The organism is Kitasatospora sp. NPDC057904, assembly GCF_042887925.1.
Lineage (GTDB): Bacteria > Actinomycetota > Actinomycetes > Streptomycetales > Streptomycetaceae > Kitasatospora.
On record NZ_JBHVOL010000014.1, the window covers coordinates 1 to 21,451 of the forward strand.

Below are 21,451 nucleotides of genomic sequence, written 5' to 3' on the forward strand. Positions count from 1 at the left end.
ACTGAACGCCTTCGAGATCACCTTCGACGGCCGGCTCTCCATCGGCCGCCGGTAATACAAATCAACCTGAGTTACACCGTTGGCTGGACACACCCCCGCCCGGGGTCCTCACACGAGCCTGTCCGCGCGGACGAGGTCGAGCTGTGTGCGGACGCCGATGCGGCCTACGTTCAGGTGGCTTCGTAGGCTTGAAGGCGATCGGCCGGTCCGCAGGGGTTCCGCGGACCGACGGCTGGGGTCGCAGCGGCCCCAGCCGCGGGGGCGCGGATGTGGGTCGGGTGGTGGGCTCGCCTGGCCGCGCCACCGTGGCGGCTGGTCGGCTCCCAGCGGGTCGAACCTCACCGAGATCACCGAAGGCCACAAAGGGCCGATCCGTTGCGGACCATGTCGTCCAGGGTGGTGAAGTAGTGACGCGCTTGCCCTGCTGCGCCAGGCGCCCGGGCAGCACCTCGCCCGGTAGGCCGCACCGCACCGCACCGCGCGGTGCGGCCTACCGGCGCGTGATGGACAGCTCCAGCAGCGCGCGGCGTGTCTATGGACAGACCGTGCAGAGTCCGCGCGCACCCGACCGCGCGCGCCGACCGCGTCGACCGGGGCGATGCGTGTCCCCTGGACAGCGGCGCGTTTCCCCTGGACAAGGGGTTGGCCGTGCGCGGATCGCACCCGCACTTTGGGTCAGACGCCGGCTAACCAGGACGGCGACGAGCTGCTGCGGCGGAGCAGGCCAACGCTGAGTAGGCCCGGGAGGCCGCGGCGCGCGAGCGGCGCTGCCCGGCCTGCACCCGCTGCCCGGCGCCGTTCTCGGACGAGCGGTGGGAGGAGCGTGAGCGGGCCGGTGCCTGGGGCGACGACGGGCTGTGCGCCAGCTGCCGCCAGGCCGACGCCGACCGGAAGGCGCGGGCGGTTGCCGAGCGCGGGCGGGCCGCCGCCGAGACCGCGGTCGCCGAGGCGAAGCGCAGCAGCGCCTGGTGGCGCTGCTCCTGACCCCGCCTCACCCCGGGGTGGGGCCTCGGGCCGCTGACCTGCACTGGGGAGTTTGAGCACCCCTGCTGACCTGCGGTGGGGAGTTTCACCGGGAGGGCGGTGAGTTCCGCCCCCGGGGCGCTGGTGAGTGTGCCCGTCCGGCCTCTTCCCCCGATCGGGGGAGCGCGGTTTCCCTCCCGCCCGGGAGGCGCGCACGGGGCGTCGTGTTCCAGGATCGGTCAGGCCCGGAGCGATCGGGCCGATCACGGAAGGACAGCGGATGCACGCCCCTGGAACGACGGCCGCCCGGCCCGCAGCAGCACGCGACACCCCGGCGACGGCGGCCGTGGTGCCGGGCGCGCTCGGCCCGTTCACGTCGTTCGCGGTCGTCGGCGGCCTGTCCGGCGCCGCCGACCTGGTCACCGGCGCCGGCCGGGGCTGCGCGCTCGTCGGGCCGCTGTTCTCCCTCGCCGCGATCGCAGTGTCCGTCCTGGCCGCCGCCTTCATCGCCTGGTAGGCGAACCACACCCAGGAGAGCTACCGCCCCGACGGCCTCCACCAGTACGTCGAGTGCGTCCGCCGCAACCTCTCCGGGCACTGACCGCGCCGGGAACCCGCCGAACACCAAAACCGCACACACCATCAGAGGTGACATTCCATGAACTCACGTACACCGCTTCGGTTCCACGCCCTGCGTCACAGGACGACTCACACCGCCGTCGCCGTGGCCATCGGGGCCCTCGCCCTCGGCACGCTCGCCCCGTCCGCCGTCGCCGCCCCGGGGGCCGCCAGGCCAGACGCCATCCAGCAGCGTCTGGACGCGATGGTGAGCCCCGATCACGCGCCCGGCGCTCTGGCCGCCGTCCGTGACCAGGCCGGCCACACCCGTATCCATGCCGCGGGCGTCGGGGACCTGGCCACCGGAGCGAAGACGCCCCGGGACGGCGAGGTGCGGATCGGCAGCGTCACCAAGACGTTCACCGCGGTGGTCGTGCTGCAACTGGTCGGCGAGGGAAGGATCCGCCTCGATGACCCGGTCGAGACCTACCTGCCCGGTCTCCTGCGCGGACAAGGCATCGACGGGCACCACATCACGGTCCGTCAGCTCCTGCAGCACACCAGCGGACTTCCCGACTACGAGGACGACGTCACCGACGACATCCTCCAGCGCCGCTACCTCTCTCCCCGCGACACCCTGGACATCGCGCTGCGACACGACAACGTCTTCGCCCCGGGAACGAATTGGGGGTACAGCAACACGAACTACCTGGTGGCCGGGATGATCGTGGAAAAGGCCACCGGACTGCCCCTGGCCAAGGAGATCGACAAACGCATCATCAAGAAGATCGGGCTGCGCCACACCTACCTCCCCGCCCCCGCCGAGACCACCCTTCGAGGACCCCACCCCCACGGCTACCACAAGGACGGCCCGGACGGATCGCTGCGCGATGTCACCGAGATCGACCCCTCCGCGGCCTGGGCGGCGGGCGCGATGGTCTCCACCAGCGCCGACCTCACCCGGTTCTTCTCCGAGCTCATGAAGGAAGGCCACCTCCTCAGCGGCCCCGAACTCGAGCAGATGCGCACCACCGTCCCCACGGGCGCGCCCGGCTACGACTACGGACTGGGGATCATGAGGACACAACTGTCGTGCCACAAGACCGTCTGGTGGCACAACGGCAGCATCCCCGGCTACGGAACCTGGAGCGCCGCCACCGACGACGGACGCGCCGCCAGTGTCACGATGACCGTCGACCCGACCAGCATGGCGGACCTGCAGCCGGCCGAAAATGCCGTCGACGCGGCCCTGTGCCGCTGAACGCGCCTCCCCGGCGGTTGGAGGGCGCCGCCGGGCTGGACGCGGCCGGGCAGGTGATCGGGATGGTCCGCTCGGAGATGGGCGGCACCGCCCGGGGCGCCGGCCGCTCCGGCGCCCAGCACGCGATGGCGGTCAACGAGACCGTGCCCGCGTCCGTCCTCGGCGGCAGCGCGCCCGGGGCCGCGGGCGAGGTGGGCACGGTGTGGTTCTGGCAACCGGTCAACCCCCGGCCGGCCCGCGGAAACGAACACCAGACTCAACGGCTATGGCCGCGGCCCGGGCCGTTCCTCGGAGAGGCCTTGGCGTCGTCCTCGGCGGCGATCACCGGGCCGTCGTCGCCACGAGGAGCAGGCACCGCCCGGTTGCGAAGAGCCTGCCGGGCACCAGCTCGTCGAACACTCGACCGCGGGGTGCGAACCACCCGCTCGGCCGCCCGCCCCGGCTGCTGAGCGGGTGCCAGATTGACGCAGACGGTCCGCGCTGGACCAAGGTCGTCGATACGGGCACGGCCTCGGATCACACCGCGGTGTGGTCTCGATCGAGGGCCGCACGCGTACGGTACTCACCTGGAGGCATTCCGTAGGCCGCTTTGAACGCCCGGTTGAAAACCGCCGCGTCCGTGAATCCCCAGCGCGCTCCGATCATTCCGACAGGACGCAGCATGAGGCCGGGCGCCGTCAGGTCCGCGCGACAGCGCTCAAGTCGCCGTCCTCGGATAAAGGAGCCGACGGTGTGCTTCTCGTCTTGGAACAGGTGGTGCAGATAGCGGACGGAGATGCTCTGGGCGTCGGCAACCACCTGCGGCGATAAATCCGGCTCCGACAGGTGCGTCTCGATGAATGCCTTCGCCTTGTAGAGCAGAGTGGTCTGCCTCGTCTGGGTCGGCAGCAGTTGTTCCCGGTTCGACAGGCCCGAGAGAAATGCCAAGGCGAGATGAAGTGCGGCGGCACCGGTCTCCTCGGCCTCCCAGCCTTCCAGCCGTACCCCGGCCAGATCCCGCAGGAACCCAGCGAGCAGGGATCCGCTCCCGTGCGTGGGAAGCCGGCGGGCCAGGAGGTTCCGCATGACCTGGTCCGGCACGGGCACTGCGGTCTTCGGCACGTGGAGGATGACGATGCGGCCGTCCTCGGCGACTCGTGTGTCGAACTGCCTGGACGTGTCGTACAGCACCAGACCGCCCGCCCGTAGCTGCGCCACGTTGCGGTCCTGTTCGATCCCCATGACCCCGCCGACCACGTACCCGAGCTCCCACAGCTCCGGGTCCGAGCGTTGGATCAGCCGAGGAGTGCGCCAGCTCTGCAGCGTCTGGAACGACAGGGCCGACGCGTGAACGGATCCGAGCTCAAGCGCCACGGCCGTCGCCCGGAAGTCGTCCCGGTGCTCGGTGGTGATGTAGGTGGGTGCGAGGTCCCGCGTCACCAGGTCGACCCACCAGTCGAACCGGTCCGCCTTCGGCACATCCGTCGACCGCAACACGACCCCGCCCACCACAGCCCCTCCCCCAAGGTTGTGCACATGGTGTCAAAGCCCTTGCACGGTGTGTCAATGACATGCCGATCGAATGGCGAGAACCTTCTCTTCGGCTGTTACAAGAACGCGGCATCGAGCAGCCAATCGCCGAACGCACGGACGCAACGGTCACCGGGGCACGGGACCGGCGGGCCGTCAAGGCCTCGCCGGCTTCCACGGCGACCGCCTCCTGGAACAGACCACGATCACCGGTCACGAGAAAGAACCTGGCTGCCCCCAGACAGAGGAGTACACGATGAACACGGCAGCAACGAACAGCAAGAGCACCCGGACACGACAGCGGATCGCCGGCACCGGCGCCGCGGCAGTTCTGAAGAAGGTGAAGGTCCTGGCGGTCACGGCCGCCGCGGTGGCGGCGCTCGGCGTCGGCACCGGCGCCGCGCACGCCTCGACGGCGCGGCCGGCCACTTCCAAATGGTGTCAGAGCGGGAACGTGCACACCTACCGGACCGGCGGCGAGTACATGGAAGTGCACGGCTGGGGCGGCAAGGGCGCGGTCGTGGACACCTGGGAGTACGCCTCCCAGAACGGCCACATCCAGGACAACGAGCGCTGGTGCCTGGAGCCCGCCAGCGAAGGCGGCTGGTACCTGCACCCGTACTACAACCCGGGCCTGTGCCTGGACCTGCCCAGCACGAAGAGGATGATTGTCTGGAGCTGCAACGGCCGGAGCAACCAGCGGTTCTCCTTCAGCAACGGCGCCCCGACCGGCGGTCAGATAACGCCGAGGTCCGATGCCGGCCTCAGGATCAACGCCGGATTTGCACACGAACAGTTGTTTGCAATCTCGTGGAGCAGCACCGTCACCTTCTGGCTGTAGGCCGTAACGCAAACAAGGCCCCGGGCCCGCAGCGAGGCAGAGCCCTCGCCTCCTGCCTCACCTGATCACCGGCCGCCATCATCATCGGCCGACGCCAGAAGCGCGACCACCAAAGCACCAGAGGCCGCCACCCCGCAGGGTGGCGGCCTCCAGCACAGGGCAGGAACACCGCCACGCCGACCACCAGGGCCCCGGCCGAACCGCCTACCAGCCAACCCTCAGGGCCTCCAACTGCCCGAGCTGCTCGCCTCGTGCACGGCGTCCTCGGGCAGGGCGGTCCAGTCGACGCGGCCGTCGTGGGGGCGGCGGTGATGCGTTCCGCCCCCCGGCAGGGGAGCCGCAGGGCGTCCAGGGGCGGTGATGCGCCGGTTTCGCCTTCCCCAGTCCGGATGACGGCGGGAGCTCTGCCCGGTACGCCGCCCGGCAGGCGCAGTACGGCCCGTCTACCCTGCCGTCATGACGGCCCTGGCCAGCCTTCTCGACTACGTCAGTCTCCTTCCCGGCCCAACTCCCTCGGTCTCTCCGACACCGGACCGGGGCGCCGGCTCGAATACGCCTCTGTGGGCGGTGATCCTCGTAGGTCTCCTCGGCGGCCTGCTCGGCGGCACAGGTGCCTACCTCGGCACCCGGCACGCCGCACGCTCGGCCCGCCAAAGTGCAGGGCAGGCCCTGGAGCACGAACGCACCCGCCTGCTCAACGAACGCTTCGCCACGGCAGCCGGACTCCTCGGTCATGACGAAGCCGCCTGCCGCCTCGCCGGTGTCCACGCCATGGCCGGACTCGCCGACGACTGGAGCGAACACCGGCAAACCTGCATCGACGTCCTGTGCGCCTACCTTCGCATGCCCTACTCGCCACGCCCCGGGGCCACCGCACCAGCCGAGGAACGCCTGAACTGGCAAGCTGGCCGCGAAGTCCGTCACACCGTCATCCGTACCATCCGCGATCACCAGCAGGCCACGGACACCCCGTCTCCGGCATCCTGGGACGGACACGAGTACGACTTCACCGGCACCGTCTTCGACGGTGGGGACTTCAGCGGAACCCACTTCACCGGCATGGTGGGCTTCAAGGGGGCCGAGTTCGCCGGCGGCGCGGTGGGCTTCAATGACGCCGAGTTCGCCGGCGGAGCGGACTTCCGAGACGCCAGGTTCACCGGCGGCAGCGTGGGTTTCCAACGTGCCAGGTTCACCGGGGGCAGAGTGAGCTTCAGAAACGCCACATTCGCCGACTGCGATGTGCGCTTCACCGATGCCAGGTTCACCGGCGCCAGGCTGGACTTCACCGGCGCCCGGTTCGCCGACGGCAGGGTGAGTTTCCTCGGCGCCGAACTCACCGGCGGCACGGTGCGCTTCGACAACGCCGCGTTCACCGGCAGCACGGTGAACTTCTACGCGACCAAGTTCGTCGGCGGCGAGGTCGGCTTTGTCTATGCCGATTTTGTCCGGGGCACCGTGCTCTTCGACCACGCCGAGTTCACCGGCAGTGAGGTGGACTTCAGGAACGCCAAGTTCACCGGAGGTGAGGTGGACTTCAGCAACGTGGGATCGTGGGCAGTGCCGCCGGCCTTCGACAACGGGGTCCTGACGCGTCCCCCCGCAGGCCTGCTCCCACCACCACCCGATCTCCTCGCGAAGCCGGCCACCAGCTGACGACCCCCGTCAGGTTCCGGCGGCCGGCCCGGTCCTGCTCACCTGGTCCGACCACCCGGGCGTCCGGGAACTCCGGCAAGGCGGCCGGTCGGTCTGCTGGATCGATCGAGGAGTACGACCGAGGAGTACGACGTCCAGCGCGGCACCAGGACCACCGTCTCCACCGACTCCTCCTCGCCGCCGGCCCCGACCGTCACCAGCCGGTCGCCGTTCCCGCCAGCGAGCAGGGCGGTGGCCAGGAGGAAGAATCCGGGCCCGCTGGTGCTGCCCGTACATGCACGCCGGGGGAGTGGTGGCTGGCTCGGGTCGCCCCGTTCGGGTGCTGCGGGTAGACCGCGTTCAGCAGCGCGTGGACGAATCGGTAGAGGTCGTCCAGGCCGGCGGCGGCCAGAGTGGCGGGGCCGGCGTCGAGGAGGTGCGGGATAGCGGCGTGCAGGGCGAGGGTGACGGCGGGGCGAGCAGGCGGCGGTTGGCCAGGCGCGGGATCTGCTCGGGCGAGTGAGCCAAGAGCCGGCCGCGGGCCGTCCCGGCCGGACGTTCCGCGGTCGGCTCTCGGTCCGGGATGCGGCGCCGGCCGGTCAGACCCGGTGGCGTGGGGTGAGCAGACCGCTCTCGTACCCGACGATCACCAGCTGGACCCGGTCCCGGGCGCCGAGCTTGTCCAGCAGATGGCTCAGGTGGGTCTTCACCGTCGCCGCGGAGACGTGCAGTTCCTGCGCGATCTCTGCGTTGGACCGTCCGGCGCCCACCAGGTGGAGCACCTGCCGCTCCCGGCCGGTCAGACCGTCCAGGGCGGGCGGCGGACCGGTCGGTTCGGTGGCCGGGTGACGGCAGAACTCCGAGATCAACCGCCGGGTGACGCTCGGCGAGAGCAGGCTCTCCCCACCTGCCACCACCCGGATCGCGTGCAGCAGTTCGGCGGGCGGGATGTCCTTGAGCAGGAACCCGGCGGCTCCGGCCCGCAGCGCCGCGAAGACATGCGCGTCCAGGTCGAACATGGTGAGCATCAGGACCCGCACGTCCGGGTCCCGCTCACAGATCGTCCGGGTGGCCTCGATGCCGTCCGTGCCGGGCATCCGCACGTCCATCAGCACCACATCGGGCCGCTGCTCGGTGACCACCTCGATCGCGGCGGCGCCATCGGCCGCCTCACCGACCACGATCAGGCCGGGTTCGGCGTCGATCAGCATCCGGAAGCTGCCGCGAAGCAGCGCCTGGTCGTCCACCACCAGGACACGGACGGGCTCGGTCACACGGTCCTCCACACGTTCGTCGTTGCGCCCGGGGGCGGGCGCTCACCCCCGGGCGGCCCGGCGCCCCGGCGCCGGGCGGTTCATCACGCCGGCCCTGATCAGGGCTCCTCCCTCGCCGACGCCACGGTCCGGTACGGCAGCTCGGCCCGAACGGCGAAGCCACCCCCGGAAAGCGGCCCGGCCTGGAAGCGTCCACCGAACAACTCCACCCGCTCCCGCATGCCGATCAGACCATGGCTGTGACCACTCCCGTGCCCGACCGCCCCGACCGCCCCGGCGGGCCCGTGCCGGGTCGGGTACCCACCGTGCCGGCCCGGTCGGCGCACGCCGCGGCCTCCCGCACCACCCTCGTCGGTCACCTCGATCCGCAACTCCCGCCCGTCGGCGACCAGCTCGACCCGGCAGCGGGTCGGCCCGGCATGCTTGAGCACGTTGGTCAGGGCCTCCTGCACCACCCGGTACGCCGAACTCTGCACCCCCTGCGGCAGGCCGGCAGTGCCCTCGGTGCGCAGCTCGGCGGTGAGCCCGGCCGCGGTGGCACCGGCCACCAGCTCGGGCAATGCCGCGAGCCCGGGCGCCGGCCGGAGCCCGTCCACCCCGTCGGCCTCCGGCTCGGACCCGCCGGCCCGCAGCACACCGAGCATCTGCCGCATCTCGGCCAGCGCCGAGCGGCTGGCCGTCTCGATCACGCGCAGGGCCTCGCCGGCCCCCTCCGGCACGCGCAGGGCCTCGCCGGCCCCCTCCGGGCGGGTGGCCAGCAGGTGATTGGCCACGCCGGCCTTCACCGCGATCACCCCGACGTGGTGCGCCACGATGTCGTGCAGCTCCCGGGCGATCCGCAGCCGTTCCTCGGTGACGGCCTCCACCGCGACCCGCCGGGCCGAGCACCCAGGCCATCCCGGCCAGCGCCAGGCCGGCCACGTGGAGTACGAGGTCCTGCCCGCCGCCGGCCGGGGAGCCCGACGAGGATCTTGTGGACCGTGTGTGGCACCCCACCGCCTGCCGATGCTCGGCCGGCCGGCGCGAGGACATCCAGCGGTAGGTCGCCACCGTACCGGAGGACCGGCCGATGTCCGCTGCGAATGGTTCCAGCGCTGACGTCACCGTGGACGGCTCTCCACCAGCGACGGACGGTGGTTGCCCGACCTGCACCGGGGTGATCTCCAATGCGATGTCCCCGATACCGGACCGGCGGCCAGGTGCGGGGGCCGGGCGGCGGGAACAGAATCGAGGTGTGGCAACGATTGTCGGCATCCACGGCATCGGGCAGCAGTACGGCGACGCCTACCAGCTCGGCTCGGCCTGGTTCGACGCGTTGCGCGGCGGGCTCGCCGCGGCCGGCATGCACGGGGTCGCCCAAGGGCTGGACACCGGGGATCTCCAGGTGGCGTTCTTCGGCGATCTCTTCCGGCCGGCCGGTGCCATGGCATCTGCCACGAACGAGCCGCCGTACGGCCCGGATGACGTCCGGCCGGGGCTCGAACGTGATCTGCTGACGACCTTCTACCAGGCCGTCCTCGAACAGGACGCCGACCTCGCCCCGACGGAGGACACCATGGGGGCGGGCATGGTTGCCACGGCATTCATGCTCAGGCTTCTGCTGAAATCTCCCACCTTCGCCGGCCTCGCTGAGCACGCGTTGATCGGCAACCTGCGGCAGGTGTCGGACTACCTCACCAACCAGGCGGTCCGGACGGCCGTGCTGGGGCGCCTCGGGCCGTGTATCGGCGACGACACCCTGGTGGTCATCGGTCACTCCCTCGGCTCGGTCGTCGCCTACGAATACCTTTGCCAGTACCAGCCGGCCTCGGTCCGGCTGCTGCTGACGCTCGGCAGCCCGCTCGGCATCCCCAATCTGATCTTCGACCGGCTGACCCCGGCCCCTGCCGACGGCCACGGTGCCTGGCCTGGAACCCTGCCCGCCTGGGTGAACGTCGCCGATCCGGACGACATCGTTGCCCTCCGACCGGACCTGGCGGGCTTGTTCACCGGCCCGCCGCCCGGTCGCGTTGACGACCGCAAGGTGGCCAACCCGCCCAAGGCCCCACACGGGGTGACGACCTACCTCAACGCACGAGAGACGGGAAGTGCTCTCGGACATGCCCTGGCACAAGGTCCCGCCGAAGCCCGGCCCCGGCTCTGAATCGCCGAAGCCGGTACTGCTGGCAGTCGGCACGGCACACTACGATTGCGTCGATTTCAGTGAGTTACTCAAGGTCCCCGAGTCATTACGGACCGTTGTCGCGGCGCTCGCCGACCTCAAAGTCCGGCCGGTCACCGACCAGCCGCACTACCGGGTCGACCCCGGGCTCGACGAACTGGAGCAGGCCGTCGGTGAAGCCGCCCGCACACATCCACTGGTCATCGTCTACTACACCGGCCACGGCGTACACCCGCCGCGTGGCCACTACTTCCTCGTCGTCCGGGAGTCGCAGCCCGCAAACCTCCACAAGTCGGCCTTGCGCGCGACCGACCTGCCGTCGCTGCTGATGCGCCTCGACCGGCACGGCATCCCCGAGGCGGAGCAGCCGGAGGTCCTGCTGATCATCGACTGCTGCTTCGCGGGCGGCGCCGCCGAGGAGATCGGCTACGAGGTCCAGCGCCATGGCAACGACCGCCTGTGGGTCCTCGCCAGCGCCAGCAGCCTGGAGTTCGCGGAGCAGGGCCGGTTCGCGAACGCGCTGGCGGAGGCGCTGAAACGGCCGCTGGCTGGCGCAAGCGCGCCCTACCTGGGGTTGGACAGCCTCTCATACGCGGTCAACGACATCCTAGGCACTGAGGGGCAGACGACCCTCCACTTCCCGCCGCGAGGAGGCAGCGACGGGCGTGCCCCGTTCTTCCCCAATCGGCAGTATCACCCCGGCATCGCGGGCCTGACCGTCAGCGACCAGCAGCACTGGATCTCCCGACTGCGTGGCGCCCCGGAGGCCGCGGCAGGCTTCTACCTCACCGGCCGCTCCGGTCGGATCCGAGCCACCGCGGACCTGCTCGGCTGGCTCACCGCTGGTGGGCGCGGCGGCCTCGCCGTAGTCACCGGCAGCCCCGGGGCCGGGAAGTCCACCCTGCTCGCGCTGCCCGTCCAACTCAGCCGCCCAGGCGGCCGACGGCAGCTGCTCGGGCCGGGCGGTGCGACGGACAACCCGCTGGTGTCCCGGGCGGCAGAGCTGCTTCCTCTTGGCACCCCGCTGATCGCGGTGCACGGCCATGGGCTCAACGCCGACCAAGTCGCGCAGGAAATCGCGAAGCGGCTCGAACGTCCGGCCGCCAGCGTGGGGGAGCTGTTGCAGGATCTGACCGCGAATCCGGAGACGGAGGAATGGGCGGTGCTCGTCGATGCCGTCGACGAGGCCGTCGAGCCCGCCCCGCTGCTGGACAGCCTGCTAGTGCCATTGGCCCGCAGGTACGGTCTGCGGGTCGTCCTGGGCACCCGGCGTCAGCTGCTCGGCCGAATCGGGCCGACCGACCGGTTGATCGATTTGGATCGCGAGCCCTACCTCGATCCGAAGGCGCTGGTCGACTACATCCGCCAGCTGCTACTCGCCGCTCACGAGCCCGACACCGCGACGTGCTACCGCTCGGCCGGGGAAAGCGTGGTGGATGCCGTCGCCGCTGAGCTGGCCGACCGGGCCACAGCGGCCGCGGACGGCGGACGGCGGACGGAGTCGTTCCTGGTCGGTCAGTTGCTGGCCCGCTCCGCCCGCGGCCGAGAGCAGGCTGGCGACTTTGCGGACGACGGCTGGCGGCGCGATCTGCCGAGCACGCTCGGCCAAGCCTTCGAAGAGGACCTCGCTCGCGTCACCACGAACCCCGCGGCGGCCCGCACCCTGTTGCGGGCGCTCGCCTTCGCCCACGGGCCAGGGCTGCCCTGGGAGAACATCTGGGTGCCGGTGGCCAGGGCGCTCGCCACCTCGCCCGAGGGTGCGGGTGTGACGGACGACGATGTGCGCCTGCTGCTGGAGCAGGCGGGTGCGTACGTCGTCGAGGACCTCGGGGCGGGCAACCGGTCGGTCTTCCGTCCCGTGCACCACGAACTCACCGCCCACCTCCGAGGTCCACGGCCCGACGTGGCTCAGACGGTTACCGACGCCCTGGTGGCCACCGTCCCGACGAACGGCGAGGGCCGCCGGCTGTGGGCCTCCGCCCACCCGTACGTGCTGACCTACCTCCCTCATCACGCCTCCGACGCCGGCCCGGCGCTGGCATCACTCACCCGTGATCTTGATCTGCTGGCGGTGGCCGACCCGGTGACGCTGACGCCGTTGCTGTCCCCCGCCGTACCCCAGTTGAACGAGGTCGCGAGAGTGTACCGGCGGGCGCGGCCACTGCTCGGCCGCAGTCCGGAGGTCAACGCCGCTTGCCTCCAGGAGGCCGCTGTCGCCCTGGGCAGCAGTCTCGCGAACCGTCCCGGCGCCGTACCCCCTGCCTACCGAACCCGCATGGCAGCCGTCAGCTCGGACAACAGCTTGCTCAACCTCACCACACGGGACGCGTTGGACGTATCGGTGATGGCGTTCGGTGCGGCACCGGACGGTGGGCTGCTGCTGGCCATCGGAACGACCAAGCTCGTGCGGATACTGAACGCCCGCACGGGCGCAATCGAGCAGGCGATCACCATTCCAGGGCCGCCCGAGTCACCTGTCGCACTGGCCTTCGGCGTCGGTGGCGACGGACGCCTTCGGCTGGCCATCGCCACCGACGCTGCCCGCACCGTCGAACTGTGGGACCCGGAGACCGGGGCTCCGTTCGCGGCTCCGGCCGACGTCGACGACCCGGTGACCGCGCTGGCCTTCGTCCGCGCGCCCGGGGGCCGACTCCTGCTGGCCGGCGCTGGCAGCCGGGTTGTCCACCTGTGGGACGGCATGAGCGGCGCAGCACTCGGGCAGCTGACCGGCGGAGGACCTATTACCGACCTCGCGGTCGCAGCCGAACCGGACGAACGGCTACGGGTTGTGGGCGCCCGCCTCGATCCGCAACGGGGCGGCCGGACGATCGAGACCTGGGACGTCTATCCGAGGGCCGGCCTGTCGTACGTCGAGCCGGGCGCACATCGGCGGTTCCACGAGGACGTGATGGCCATCGGCGCCACGGCTGAGGGCCAGCTGGTGTGCGTCTGCTACGGCAAGGACGGCATGTTTCGGCTCCGCGACGCCGACACCGCCACCGAGCTCGGCAGGCCCGTCGGTCCGGCCAGGAAAGGCTCGATCTCCTCGGTCGGGTTCGGCACGACGCCGGACGGACGCTGGCTGCTGGCCTTCCAGACCGACAACAGCGAAATCCAGCTGTGGGACCTGCGCTTCGGAGTCATGGCGCGCGAGCCGCTGAGAGGACACCGGGATGGAGGTCTGCGTGCGCTCGCCTTCGGCTGTGCGTCGGACGGCGAGGTCCTGCTCGCCTCCAGCGGCGTCGACGACACGGTACGGCTCTGGGACACGCTCGGTGGCGTTATACGCGGTACTGGGGCTGGTCGCGGGCTCGCGCCGGTGGGGTTGGTGGCCATGGGCCGGACACCGGACGGGCAATCTTGCCTCGCGTTCATCGACGGCGACCAGGTGGCACATGTGGGAGGTCCCGGCCACGGTGGGCTGCCGAGTGTTCGCCCCTTCCCGGACGAGCGGTGCGACTCCCTTGCCCTGGGTACCGTGTCGTCCGGCTGCTACCTTCTCGGCACCACCCTGTCCGGAGAGCCCACGGTGCGGCTATGGGATGTCGTCGCCGGCCGCCCAGTCGAACCGGCACCCCCGCCCGCGCGGATGAGGCTCCGATACCGGACCGCCACCAACGGCCGTCTGCTGCTCGAATGCCAGCGGGACCAGGAGAGGGAGTACCGGGAACCGCTCACTGGTGAGCTGGTCGGCCGCATCACCACCGACCGGCCGCCGCAGGCGTCCTTCGATTTCGGCACGCGGGTCGACGAACGCTTCCTGCTGGTCGACGAGGACATGCACGACGCATGCGTACGGGACGCCACCACCGGAGCGTCGGTCCGGCGAACCATCAGCCACGACTGGGTCTCGGCCACGGCGCTCGACACCACCCCCGACGGACACATCCTGCTCACGGCCAGCACGGTGATTGGCGGCGGCCCCGATCAGTCGCGCCGAGCACCGGTCTTGGTGTGGGATCTCACGGCGAATCCGAACCGGCCTCCGCATGCCCTGGCGGCGCACCAACTGCCGGTGAACGCGCTGGCCTTCGGCGCCCTGCCCGACCGAACGCCCTTCCTCGCCTCGGGCGGCGAAGGGCTGACGATCCGGTTCTGGGACCCGATCGCCCTCCGCCCCCTCGCCGTGCTGCGCCGCCGGTCCCCAGTCCGCTCTCTCGCCGCACTCGGGACGCTGCTCGCGGTCGGGGACGACGAGGGCGTCTCGGTGCTGGAGCTCGACACCGATTTCCTGTTCGCCGGGCGGAAGGTCAGCGGGCGACCGGGAGGTCGGCGGCTGCGGCGGAGAAGTGGTCGTCGATGATGACGACCTGGTGGCCGCCGGGGGCCAGCTGCTGAAGACCTGCAGCCATAGCTCCACTTCATCGGGCCCGTCTGTTCGATCGGAGTCCTCCAGGAGCCTGCATCGGAGGGCGGCTCGGCCCTCCTGCCCTGACCCGGCCTGACCTCCGGCTGTCCTGGACGGTGCGGGCGGATCGCCTGCTCGGTCGGCCGCAGACACACGGAGGCCTTGCCCGCACCGGCCCCCGGCGCGTCGCATCACGTGGTCTGGCTCGTACTCACCAATCTGAGGAGAAACGGCAAGCTGAGTCGACGCATTGTGTCGTGCCCGCGTGCCCGCGTGCCCGATTCCGCCGCCACGTCCACATGTTCGCTCCTTCGCTGATGCGACGATGATCGCACTTCACGCGGGAACCCGGGACGGGCCTGAGGCCGCATTCTCCCGACCACTCCGCGGGACTCCTGGGCCCAGCGGATCCTGGGCCTGCCGCGCCGGGCGGGCAGTGCAGTGTCCAACCGCAGCCAGGCATGGGCGGGCGCATGCGGTGAGGGCGGTGAGCAGCCGGTCGCCGTCCTCGCCAGTGGCCAGGGGGAAGAATCTGGGCCCGCTGGCGCTGCCCGTACATGCACGCCGGGGGAGTGGGGGCTGGCTCGGGTCGCCCCGTTCGGGTGCTGCGGGTAGACCGCGTTCAGCAGCGCGTGGACGAATCGGTGTAGGTCGTCCAGGCCGGCGGCGGCCAGAGTGGCGGGGCCGGTGTCGAGGAGGTGCGGGATAGCGGCGTGCAGGGCAAGGGTGACGGCGGCGGCCCGCTCCGGGGTGACGGGTAGGCCGACGGCGCGTTGGGCTTGCTCTGGGGACCGTCAGGGGCGATGAACCGGGCGCCGACGGTGTCGTTCGGGTTGAGGTAGACCAGCGCGGTGAACCACACCGCAGCCGCCTTCGGGTCGCGGCGGCGCAGCAGTAGAGGATGCGGTGGGCGGGCCTGTTGTCGAGCCCGTTGTAGAGGAGGACGTCGGTGAACGGCCAGGGCAGGTACTGCTGGAGGACGCATACCCCGGCGCGGGCCCACTCCAGGGCAGCATCCAGCTCGCCGGGTACCTCGCCTTGGTCGTCCTCGTCGTCGAAGCCGTCCTCGTCGTCCTGGTGGAGGCCGGCCACCTCGTAGGTGATGGTGGCGTAGGCGTCCAGGTCCCTGGGGTGCAGCACGCGGCCGGCGATCGTCACCCCAGCCTTGTCGTACGCCGCGTCGTACGCCTCGCTGCTCTCCTCGTCCGGACTCCAGACCCGTTCATCCGCCAGGACTGGCGCACCGGCGGCTTGGCGATCCGCTTCTCCAACGGAGATAGCTTGTCGCTGTGCTCGCGGTGTTCGGCGTAGACGTCGGCCGAGTGATGGTGAACGGGTAGGGCCGGGTGCGCGGTGAAGCGTCCCGCTGTATCGCGATGAAGAGCCGGCGCCGATCGTTGTCGCCAGCCCCGGGACGTGGCTTGTGGCCATGCAGGCAGGACCGACCTCGGCTGACGCAAGTCCACTACCCCGCCATGGGCGCACCGGCACCCGGGCGGGACGGCCGGGCACCTCTCCCTCCGTGGCGGGCCGGCACCGGTCGCAGCGCGGAGCAGGCCCGCCGGGGCGGCTGGCGGGTGACCGTCGAAGCCGTAAAAAGCGGGCGGATGACGGCGGAAGCCGCCACCTGACCGCCGTCGTCACTGCAACGCCACCAGCATGGGGCCGCCCGAATCGGAGTCCACGCGGAACCCCTTCTGTACCGACTGGAGATGAAGGAGAAGCTCCTCGTCCGCGAGGTCGGGAGCCTCGATCACGCTAACGGTTTCGCCCTCCCCAGGCAGTAGCGTCATGGATTCGCTGAACTCCGGCCCTGGAACGACAAGCGCCCGAATTCTTCCCTCGTCGTCGTGCGCAACATGGATCTTCATTTCGCCTGGCTCCCGCCCTTTCACGACTCGGACATCAGGACCTTGTAGAAAAGAAACGACGGTTGCAGGTTAAATTCACCTCCCTGCATGTTCTCAACGACCACGTGCAGCTGGAGTGTGTTCGGGCCGGAGCCGGGCGGATGTTGCGGCCCTTTGAGGATGTAGTAGAGGTCCTTCAGCCTGGCCTGCTGGTCCGTGGGGAGCTGGGGCGGCGGCTGGCGTTGAGGAATTACGGTGATCGTGCGGGCCGCGTTCTGACTCATGTCCTCGAAAAAGAGTTCGACGGTGCTCGTCCCCGAGATCAACCCTGTCGCGATAACGCTTGACATTGCCAGTCCTCTCCGCAACTGCCGTCGACTAGACAGCCATATTTCGGCATCACCCCCGCTGGCGCCGTCTGCGAAACGTCAATGCACTCCAATCGGGTGGAAGTCGCCAATCCGATGGCGGTATTGCCGCTGCTCCTCGCTGCTCCGTCCTACGGTGACCGCCAGGATGACGCTGACGAGCGTGGTGGCCGGCGCCGGCGGCCACCTTCATCGGTGGCATGAGGGCGAGGCCCGGTCGGGCAGGTGCGCGTCGGCGGACGCGGGTCGGCGGGCGCGGGTCGATGGGGCGGGCGAGGACGCGCCCACCGCCGACGGCAGCGCGCCCGCTCCGGACCGGAACGGGCGCGCGTCGTGGGAGCTCCGAGGTGCGTCGTCGGAGCTCCGAGCCTCAGCCGAGCTGGGTCGGCACCGGCTGGGATGTGCCGAGGGACGCCACCCCGGCGGGGGACAGCGCCTGGTCGAAGACTTGGACGTCACCGACCCGGCCGGCCGCATACTCGCCGTAGCTGCCCTGGTAGAGGCGGCGGCCGAGCTGGAGCGGGCCGGTGGCGTTCCAGGCGGTGCCGGCGTAGTCGGCCACGCCGGCGACCTGGCCGTTGACGTACAGCCGCAGTTGCTGCCGGTCGGCGTCGTACACCCCGACCAGGTGGTACCAGGTGTTCACCTTCGGGCTCAGCGGGCCGTCTCCCGGTCCGTACGCGCTGGAGAACGCGCCGGAGGCGTCGTCCGCGTGGGCGTGGCCGATCGCGAAGCCGTGGGACCAGGTCGAGTAGTAGAGCTGGAGGCCGTTGGCGGTGGTGCCCGACTGGGAGACGAAGGTGGAGTTGTTCTTCAGGTCGGACAGGTTGACCCAGGCCGAGACGGTGTAGCTGCTCCCGGTGTTGAGCACGGGCCCGGCCGTGGCGGCGTACGCCGACGAGCCGTTGAGCGCGAGCGCGTTGCCCCGGGCCGGGTCGGTGGTGGTGGCCGCGCCGCCGTTCAGGGTGAGGGCGTTGGCCGGGCGGGTGCTGTCGGTGGTGTCGGCGAGCTTCCACCAGTCGACGGGCTGGTGCAGGTAGCCGATGGTCACCGGGTTGTCGAAGCGGCCGGTGCCGCCCGTTGGCGCGGCGCCCGGGTACTCGATGATCTGGCCGCTCGTGGTGGCCGCGTAGAGCGCCGGGTTGCCGGTGCCCTGGGCGTCGCCGGGGGAGCCGACGGTCGGGTAGTCGTCGCCGCCGAGGCCGAGCGGGAGCACCGCCTGGGCGCCGGGCAGTGCGTTGCCGGCGGTGGTGGCGGCCCAGTTCTGGCCGGGGGATGCGGCGCAGTCCTGGATCGCCAGCCGGGTGCCCGGGTTCTTGTTGTCGGACGGGTCGGCGAGGCAGCGGCCGGAGGCCGGGTTCTTGAGCGAGCCGGGGTTCGGGCCCGGGACCCACTGCTGGGCGTCGGTGTTGTTGCACGGCCAGAGCTGGACGGCGGTGCCGTTGGCGGTCCGGCCGCCGGTGACGTCCAGGCACTTGCCGAGGACGTGTAGCGTGTTGTCGGTGCCCCGCAGGACGGTCTGGGCGTTGGTGCCGTTGCAGGTCCACACCTGGGCGGCGGTGCCGTTGGCGGTCTTCGCGTGGTCGATGTCCAGGCACAGGTTCTTGCCCGCGCCGATCGGGACGGCGGAGGTGAGCGCGGCGCCGGTCGGTGCCGCGAACGACGCGGTGGGTGTGCCGTTGGCGAAGGTCAGCGGGTAGCTGAGGACCGCGCCGGTCATGTTGTCGCGGGCCCACAGGGTGGGGACGCCGCCGACCCGGCCCGGGGCGAGCAGGGTGGTGTGGGACCAGTCGCCGGTGCCGATCCGCACGCCGGCCGCGAGGTTGCAGCCGGCCTGGAAACTGCCCGGGTAGTACCGGAGTTCGCCCTTGTCGACGGTGATCAGGTCGGGCGCGTCGGCGAGTTGGGCGAGCTTGCCGGGGGCCAGGATCTGGCTGACGTTGTTCCAGGTGCCGTCGCTGCCCTTGGCCGGGCAGCTGTCCGAGTTCTTGATCGGGATGACGTTCTGGGTCAGCGTGAAGCGGCCCGCGGTGCCGCCGGGGGTGGTGGCGTCGTTCGGGTAGAGGTAGAGCTGGTGGGTCGCCTTGTCGAAGGCGAACAGGTCGTCGGTGTTGCTGCCGGTGGCGGTGCCGCGGTGGGCGATCAGGTAGTTGTCCCAGCCGGTGCCGTCCGGGCTCTTGTCCTTGGTGGAGATCACCTGCGGGGCGGCGGCCGGGTTGCTGTCGCCGCGCACGAGCATCAGGTCGCCGTCGGTGGTCGGGGCGGCGAGGTCCGGGATGCCGTCCCCGTCGAGGTCGCCCTGGACGACCTTGGCGGCCGGGTTCCACGGCGCGAAGAAGCTGTACTGGGCGGTGGTGGCCTGGGTGTTGCCGGCCCCGTCGACGGCCCGGACGTAGAGCGTGTGGGTGCCCCACTGGGCGGCGCTGAGCATGATGGGCACGTCGGCGGTCGCCGCGCCGCCGCCGGTCGCGGTGGCCGGCACCCAGTTCGCGCCGTTGACGTCCGTGTCCAGCGCGTACTCGAAGCGCTTGATGCCGCTGCTCAGGCAGCCACCGGGGCAGCCGGCCGGGGTCGGGTCGGTGGCGGTGACCTTGACGCTCACGCCGCCGTCACCGGCGTGCCCGGTGGGCGTGGCGGAGCCGCCGAGCGGCGGGAAGACCGGGGAGTCGGCGATGGCCGGAACGGTGGGCGGGGTGAGGTCGACCTTGAAGGAACAGTTCGGCGAGACCGGGCCGGTGAGCGTGCCGTCCTCGGCCTGGACCGACCAGCCGTACTGGTGGCCGTCGCTGACGGTGAATCCGAGGTTGGTGCGGACGGTGCCGCCGGGGGAGATCCAGTCGCTGGCCGGCTGGCTCTTCGGCGTCCCGCTCGCCTGGGCGTCCCAGACCTTGAACCGGCCGCGCAGGTTGACGCCGCTCATCCGGGTGGTGAGGCGGGCGTTCAACGCGATGTCGGAGGCGCTGCCGGCGGTGCCGGAGTTGCCGATCCAGCCGGGCTGGTTCTCGCAGCCGTTGCCGTCCGGGTAGTGGGCGGCCGGCGTGGTGCCGAGCGTGTCGGGCTGGTTGGGCGCGATGTCGAAGACCGTGGTCAGGTACGGGTTGCGGTTGAACCGCATGTAGTCGTCGTTGTCGTCGGACTTGGACTCGTTGCCGTAGAGGCCGAAGGTCCAGGTGTCGGCGTGCCCGGCGAGCTTCTTGAGCTGGCCGGTGACGTCGAAGTTGACGTCCTTGTTGCCGCAGCTGCCACCGCCGTTGGCGCCGGTCGGGTTCTGCGTGCCGAGCCAGCCGTCGCCGGTCGCCGAGGGCTGGTTGTCCCAGCTGGTGGTGTCGGAGATCCGGCCGACGGTGGCGAGGCGCACCTGGTGCGTCTTGTCGCAGTCCCAGGAGGCGGCGTAGGTCTCGGTGAGGTGCAGCACCGACTTGGAGATCACCATGTCGCTGCTGAGGTTGCCGAGGCCGATCTCGTAGAACGCGCGCTGGAGGCCGTTGCAGTCCTTCCAGTGCTGGTAGCCGACGCCCTGGCCGTTGTCCTGGGCCTTGTCGTAGTACGTGTAACCCGAGCAGCCCTCCTGGACGATGGTGTAGTGGTTGGTGGTGCTGGTCACCGGGCTGACCGCGGGGTCGATGTAGAGCGGCCAGACGGTGTGCGGGCCGGACAGCAGGCCTGCGTCCGGGGTGAGCACCAGGGCGTCGGCCGCGGCCTGGGCGCCGACCGGTCGGACCTGGGCGTCGCCGCCCGGCTGGTGCTCGGCGGGGCTCTGGGGCGCGCCGGCCTGGGCCGGGGAGCCGGCGGCACGGCCGGCCGAGTCCCACATCACCGGGGGCGGGGCGGTGAACGCGGCGGTGCCGTCGCCGCCGTGGGCGGTCAGGGAGCCGTCCGGGCCGGCGGCGAGGGAGAGGCCGTCGGTGGTGTGCGTGGCCAACCGGAGTGACTTGAGCGCCGGGTTGGCGGCCGCGGCGGCGTCGTGGACCACCAGGACCTCGCGCAGGCCGCCCTGGTCGGTGGCGGTGACGTCGAGGTCCACGCCGGGCAGGACGCCGCTGTAGCGGGCGCTGTCGCCGCTGACTTCGGGCGCCGGGAGGTCGGTCGGGAAGCTCAGGGCGAGGTGGCGGCCCTTCGGGTCGGTGAGGGTGGCCAGCGGGCCGCTGCCGCCGCCGGAGAGGGAGAGCCCGGCGGGGGTGGCCTTCGGAGAGAGGGTGCCGTCGTTGTTGCGGGCCAGGCTCGCGTCGAGCGCCGTCCACCGGCCGTCCCGCTTGACCCGCACCGGCTGGAGGTGGGTGGTGAGGGTGAAGGTGCCGTCGGCGTTCGCCGTCGTGTCGGCGGTCTCGGTGGTCAGTTCGTCCACTGGGACGGGGCGGCCGGACTCGCGGGCCGACGCCGACGCGGCTGCGAGCGGCGTCGCCGCCGTCGGCGCCGGGGCTGCGGCGGCGGCCGGCTGACCGTCCGCCAGGGCCGGGCCGGCACCGCCGATAAACAAGCCGGTGAGTGTGGCCGGAATCACCACGGCACGCGTCAGTGTTCGTGCCGGATGGTTCCGGGCGCGGATGATTTCCCCCATGAGGTCGCCCTTTCAGGACTGCTGGTGACGGCGGCGGGTGTGCCGTGATGTTGTTCACAGCCCGAGGCCCCGCCGGGCCCGTCGAATGTCGGATTTACGCCGCATTTATGCGTGTTCATCCAGCAGAA

General features: G+C 71.1%; 13 protein-coding genes and 2 pseudogenes. 6 read left to right on the plus strand and 9 right to left on the minus strand.

Going from position 1 to position 21,451, the window contains the following annotated elements:
* Positions 1-686: 686 nt before the first annotated feature.
* On the minus strand, positions 687-995 hold the full coding sequence (locus ACFVSN_RS30070) for a hypothetical protein (RefSeq protein ID WP_387956890.1): 309 nt from the start codon (positions 993-995) through the stop codon (positions 687-689).
* Between the two features lie 248 nt (positions 996-1,243).
* Here ACFVSN_RS30070 and ACFVSN_RS30075 point away from each other — a divergent pair, with 248 nt between their 5' ends.
* Positions 1,244-1,480, plus strand: coding sequence for a hypothetical protein (locus ACFVSN_RS30075; protein ID WP_387956891.1), 237 nt, complete (start codon positions 1,244-1,246; stop codon positions 1,478-1,480).
* Positions 1,481-1,621: 141 nt separating this feature from the next.
* Positions 1,622-2,782 (plus strand): serine hydrolase domain-containing protein, encoded by a 1,161-nt coding sequence (locus ACFVSN_RS30080; RefSeq protein WP_387956892.1) that lies wholly within the window; start codon positions 1,622-1,624, stop codon positions 2,780-2,782.
* Positions 2,783-3,298: 516 nt separating this feature from the next.
* Here the strand turns inward: ACFVSN_RS30080 and ACFVSN_RS30085 are convergent.
* Positions 3,299-4,270: a helix-turn-helix domain-containing protein gene (locus tag ACFVSN_RS30085; RefSeq protein ID WP_387956893.1), complete on the minus strand. Its 972-nt coding sequence runs from the start codon at positions 4,268-4,270 to the stop codon at positions 3,299-3,301.
* 277 nt (positions 4,271-4,547) lie between these two features.
* On the opposite strand from ACFVSN_RS30085, the gene ACFVSN_RS30090 reads away from it, so the two are divergent.
* Both ACFVSN_RS30090 and ACFVSN_RS30095 read left to right on the plus strand, forming a co-directional pair.
* Complete coding sequence (locus ACFVSN_RS30090) at positions 4,548-5,132, plus strand: hypothetical protein (protein WP_387956894.1); 585 nt, start codon at positions 4,548-4,550, stop codon at positions 5,130-5,132.
* Positions 5,133-5,588: 456 nt separating this feature from the next.
* On the plus strand, positions 5,589-6,785 hold the full coding sequence (locus ACFVSN_RS30095) for a pentapeptide repeat-containing protein (RefSeq protein WP_387956895.1): 1,197 nt from the start codon (positions 5,589-5,591) through the stop codon (positions 6,783-6,785).
* Between the two features lie 322 nt (positions 6,786-7,107).
* Here ACFVSN_RS30095 and ACFVSN_RS30100 read toward each other — a convergent pair.
* The 3 genes and pseudogenes from ACFVSN_RS30100 to ACFVSN_RS30110 form a co-directional block, all read right to left on the minus strand.
* Positions 7,108-7,236, minus strand: a pseudogene (locus tag ACFVSN_RS30100) (TetR/AcrR family transcriptional regulator); the annotation flags it as partial.
* 127 nt (positions 7,237-7,363) lie between these two features.
* Positions 7,364-8,038, minus strand: coding sequence for a response regulator (locus tag ACFVSN_RS30105; protein WP_387956896.1), 675 nt, complete (start codon positions 8,036-8,038; stop codon positions 7,364-7,366).
* Positions 8,039-8,136: 98 nt separating this feature from the next.
* On the minus strand, positions 8,137-8,904 hold the full coding sequence (locus ACFVSN_RS30110) for a sensor histidine kinase (protein WP_387956897.1): 768 nt from the start codon (positions 8,902-8,904) through the stop codon (positions 8,137-8,139).
* Between the two features lie 368 nt (positions 8,905-9,272).
* On the opposite strand from ACFVSN_RS30110, the gene ACFVSN_RS30115 reads away from it, so the two are divergent.
* Positions 9,273-10,181 carry a hypothetical protein gene (locus tag ACFVSN_RS30115; RefSeq protein WP_387956898.1) on the plus strand — a complete coding sequence of 303 codons (909 nt, stop codon included), beginning with the start codon at positions 9,273-9,275 and terminating at the stop codon, positions 10,179-10,181.
* A complete protein-coding gene (locus ACFVSN_RS30120; RefSeq protein WP_387956899.1) occupies positions 10,138-14,502 on the plus strand; it encodes a hypothetical protein in 4,365 nt (1,454 codons plus the stop codon). The genes ACFVSN_RS30115 and ACFVSN_RS30120 overlap by 44 nt, the downstream gene beginning before the upstream one ends.
* Before the next feature lie 653 nt (positions 14,503-15,155).
* Here the strand turns inward: ACFVSN_RS30120 and ACFVSN_RS30125 are convergent.
* The 4 genes and pseudogenes from ACFVSN_RS30125 to ACFVSN_RS30140 all read right to left on the minus strand — a co-directional run.
* A pseudogene (locus ACFVSN_RS30125) lies at positions 15,156-15,332 on the minus strand (TetR/AcrR family transcriptional regulator); the annotation flags it as partial.
* 855 nt (positions 15,333-16,187) lie between these two features.
* Entirely contained in the window at positions 16,188-16,418 is a 231-nt protein-coding gene (locus ACFVSN_RS30130) for a hypothetical protein (RefSeq protein ID WP_387956900.1), read from the minus strand.
* A gap of 20 nt (positions 16,419-16,438) precedes the next feature.
* Positions 16,439-16,747 (minus strand): hypothetical protein, encoded by a 309-nt coding sequence (locus ACFVSN_RS30135; RefSeq protein ID WP_387956901.1) that lies wholly within the window; start codon positions 16,745-16,747, stop codon positions 16,439-16,441.
* A gap of 388 nt (positions 16,748-17,135) precedes the next feature.
* Positions 17,136-21,242, minus strand: a complete 4,107-nt coding sequence (locus tag ACFVSN_RS30140) for a LamG-like jellyroll fold domain-containing protein (protein WP_387956902.1) — start codon at positions 21,240-21,242, stop codon at positions 17,136-17,138.
* Between the last annotated feature and the right edge of the window lie 209 nt (positions 21,243-21,451).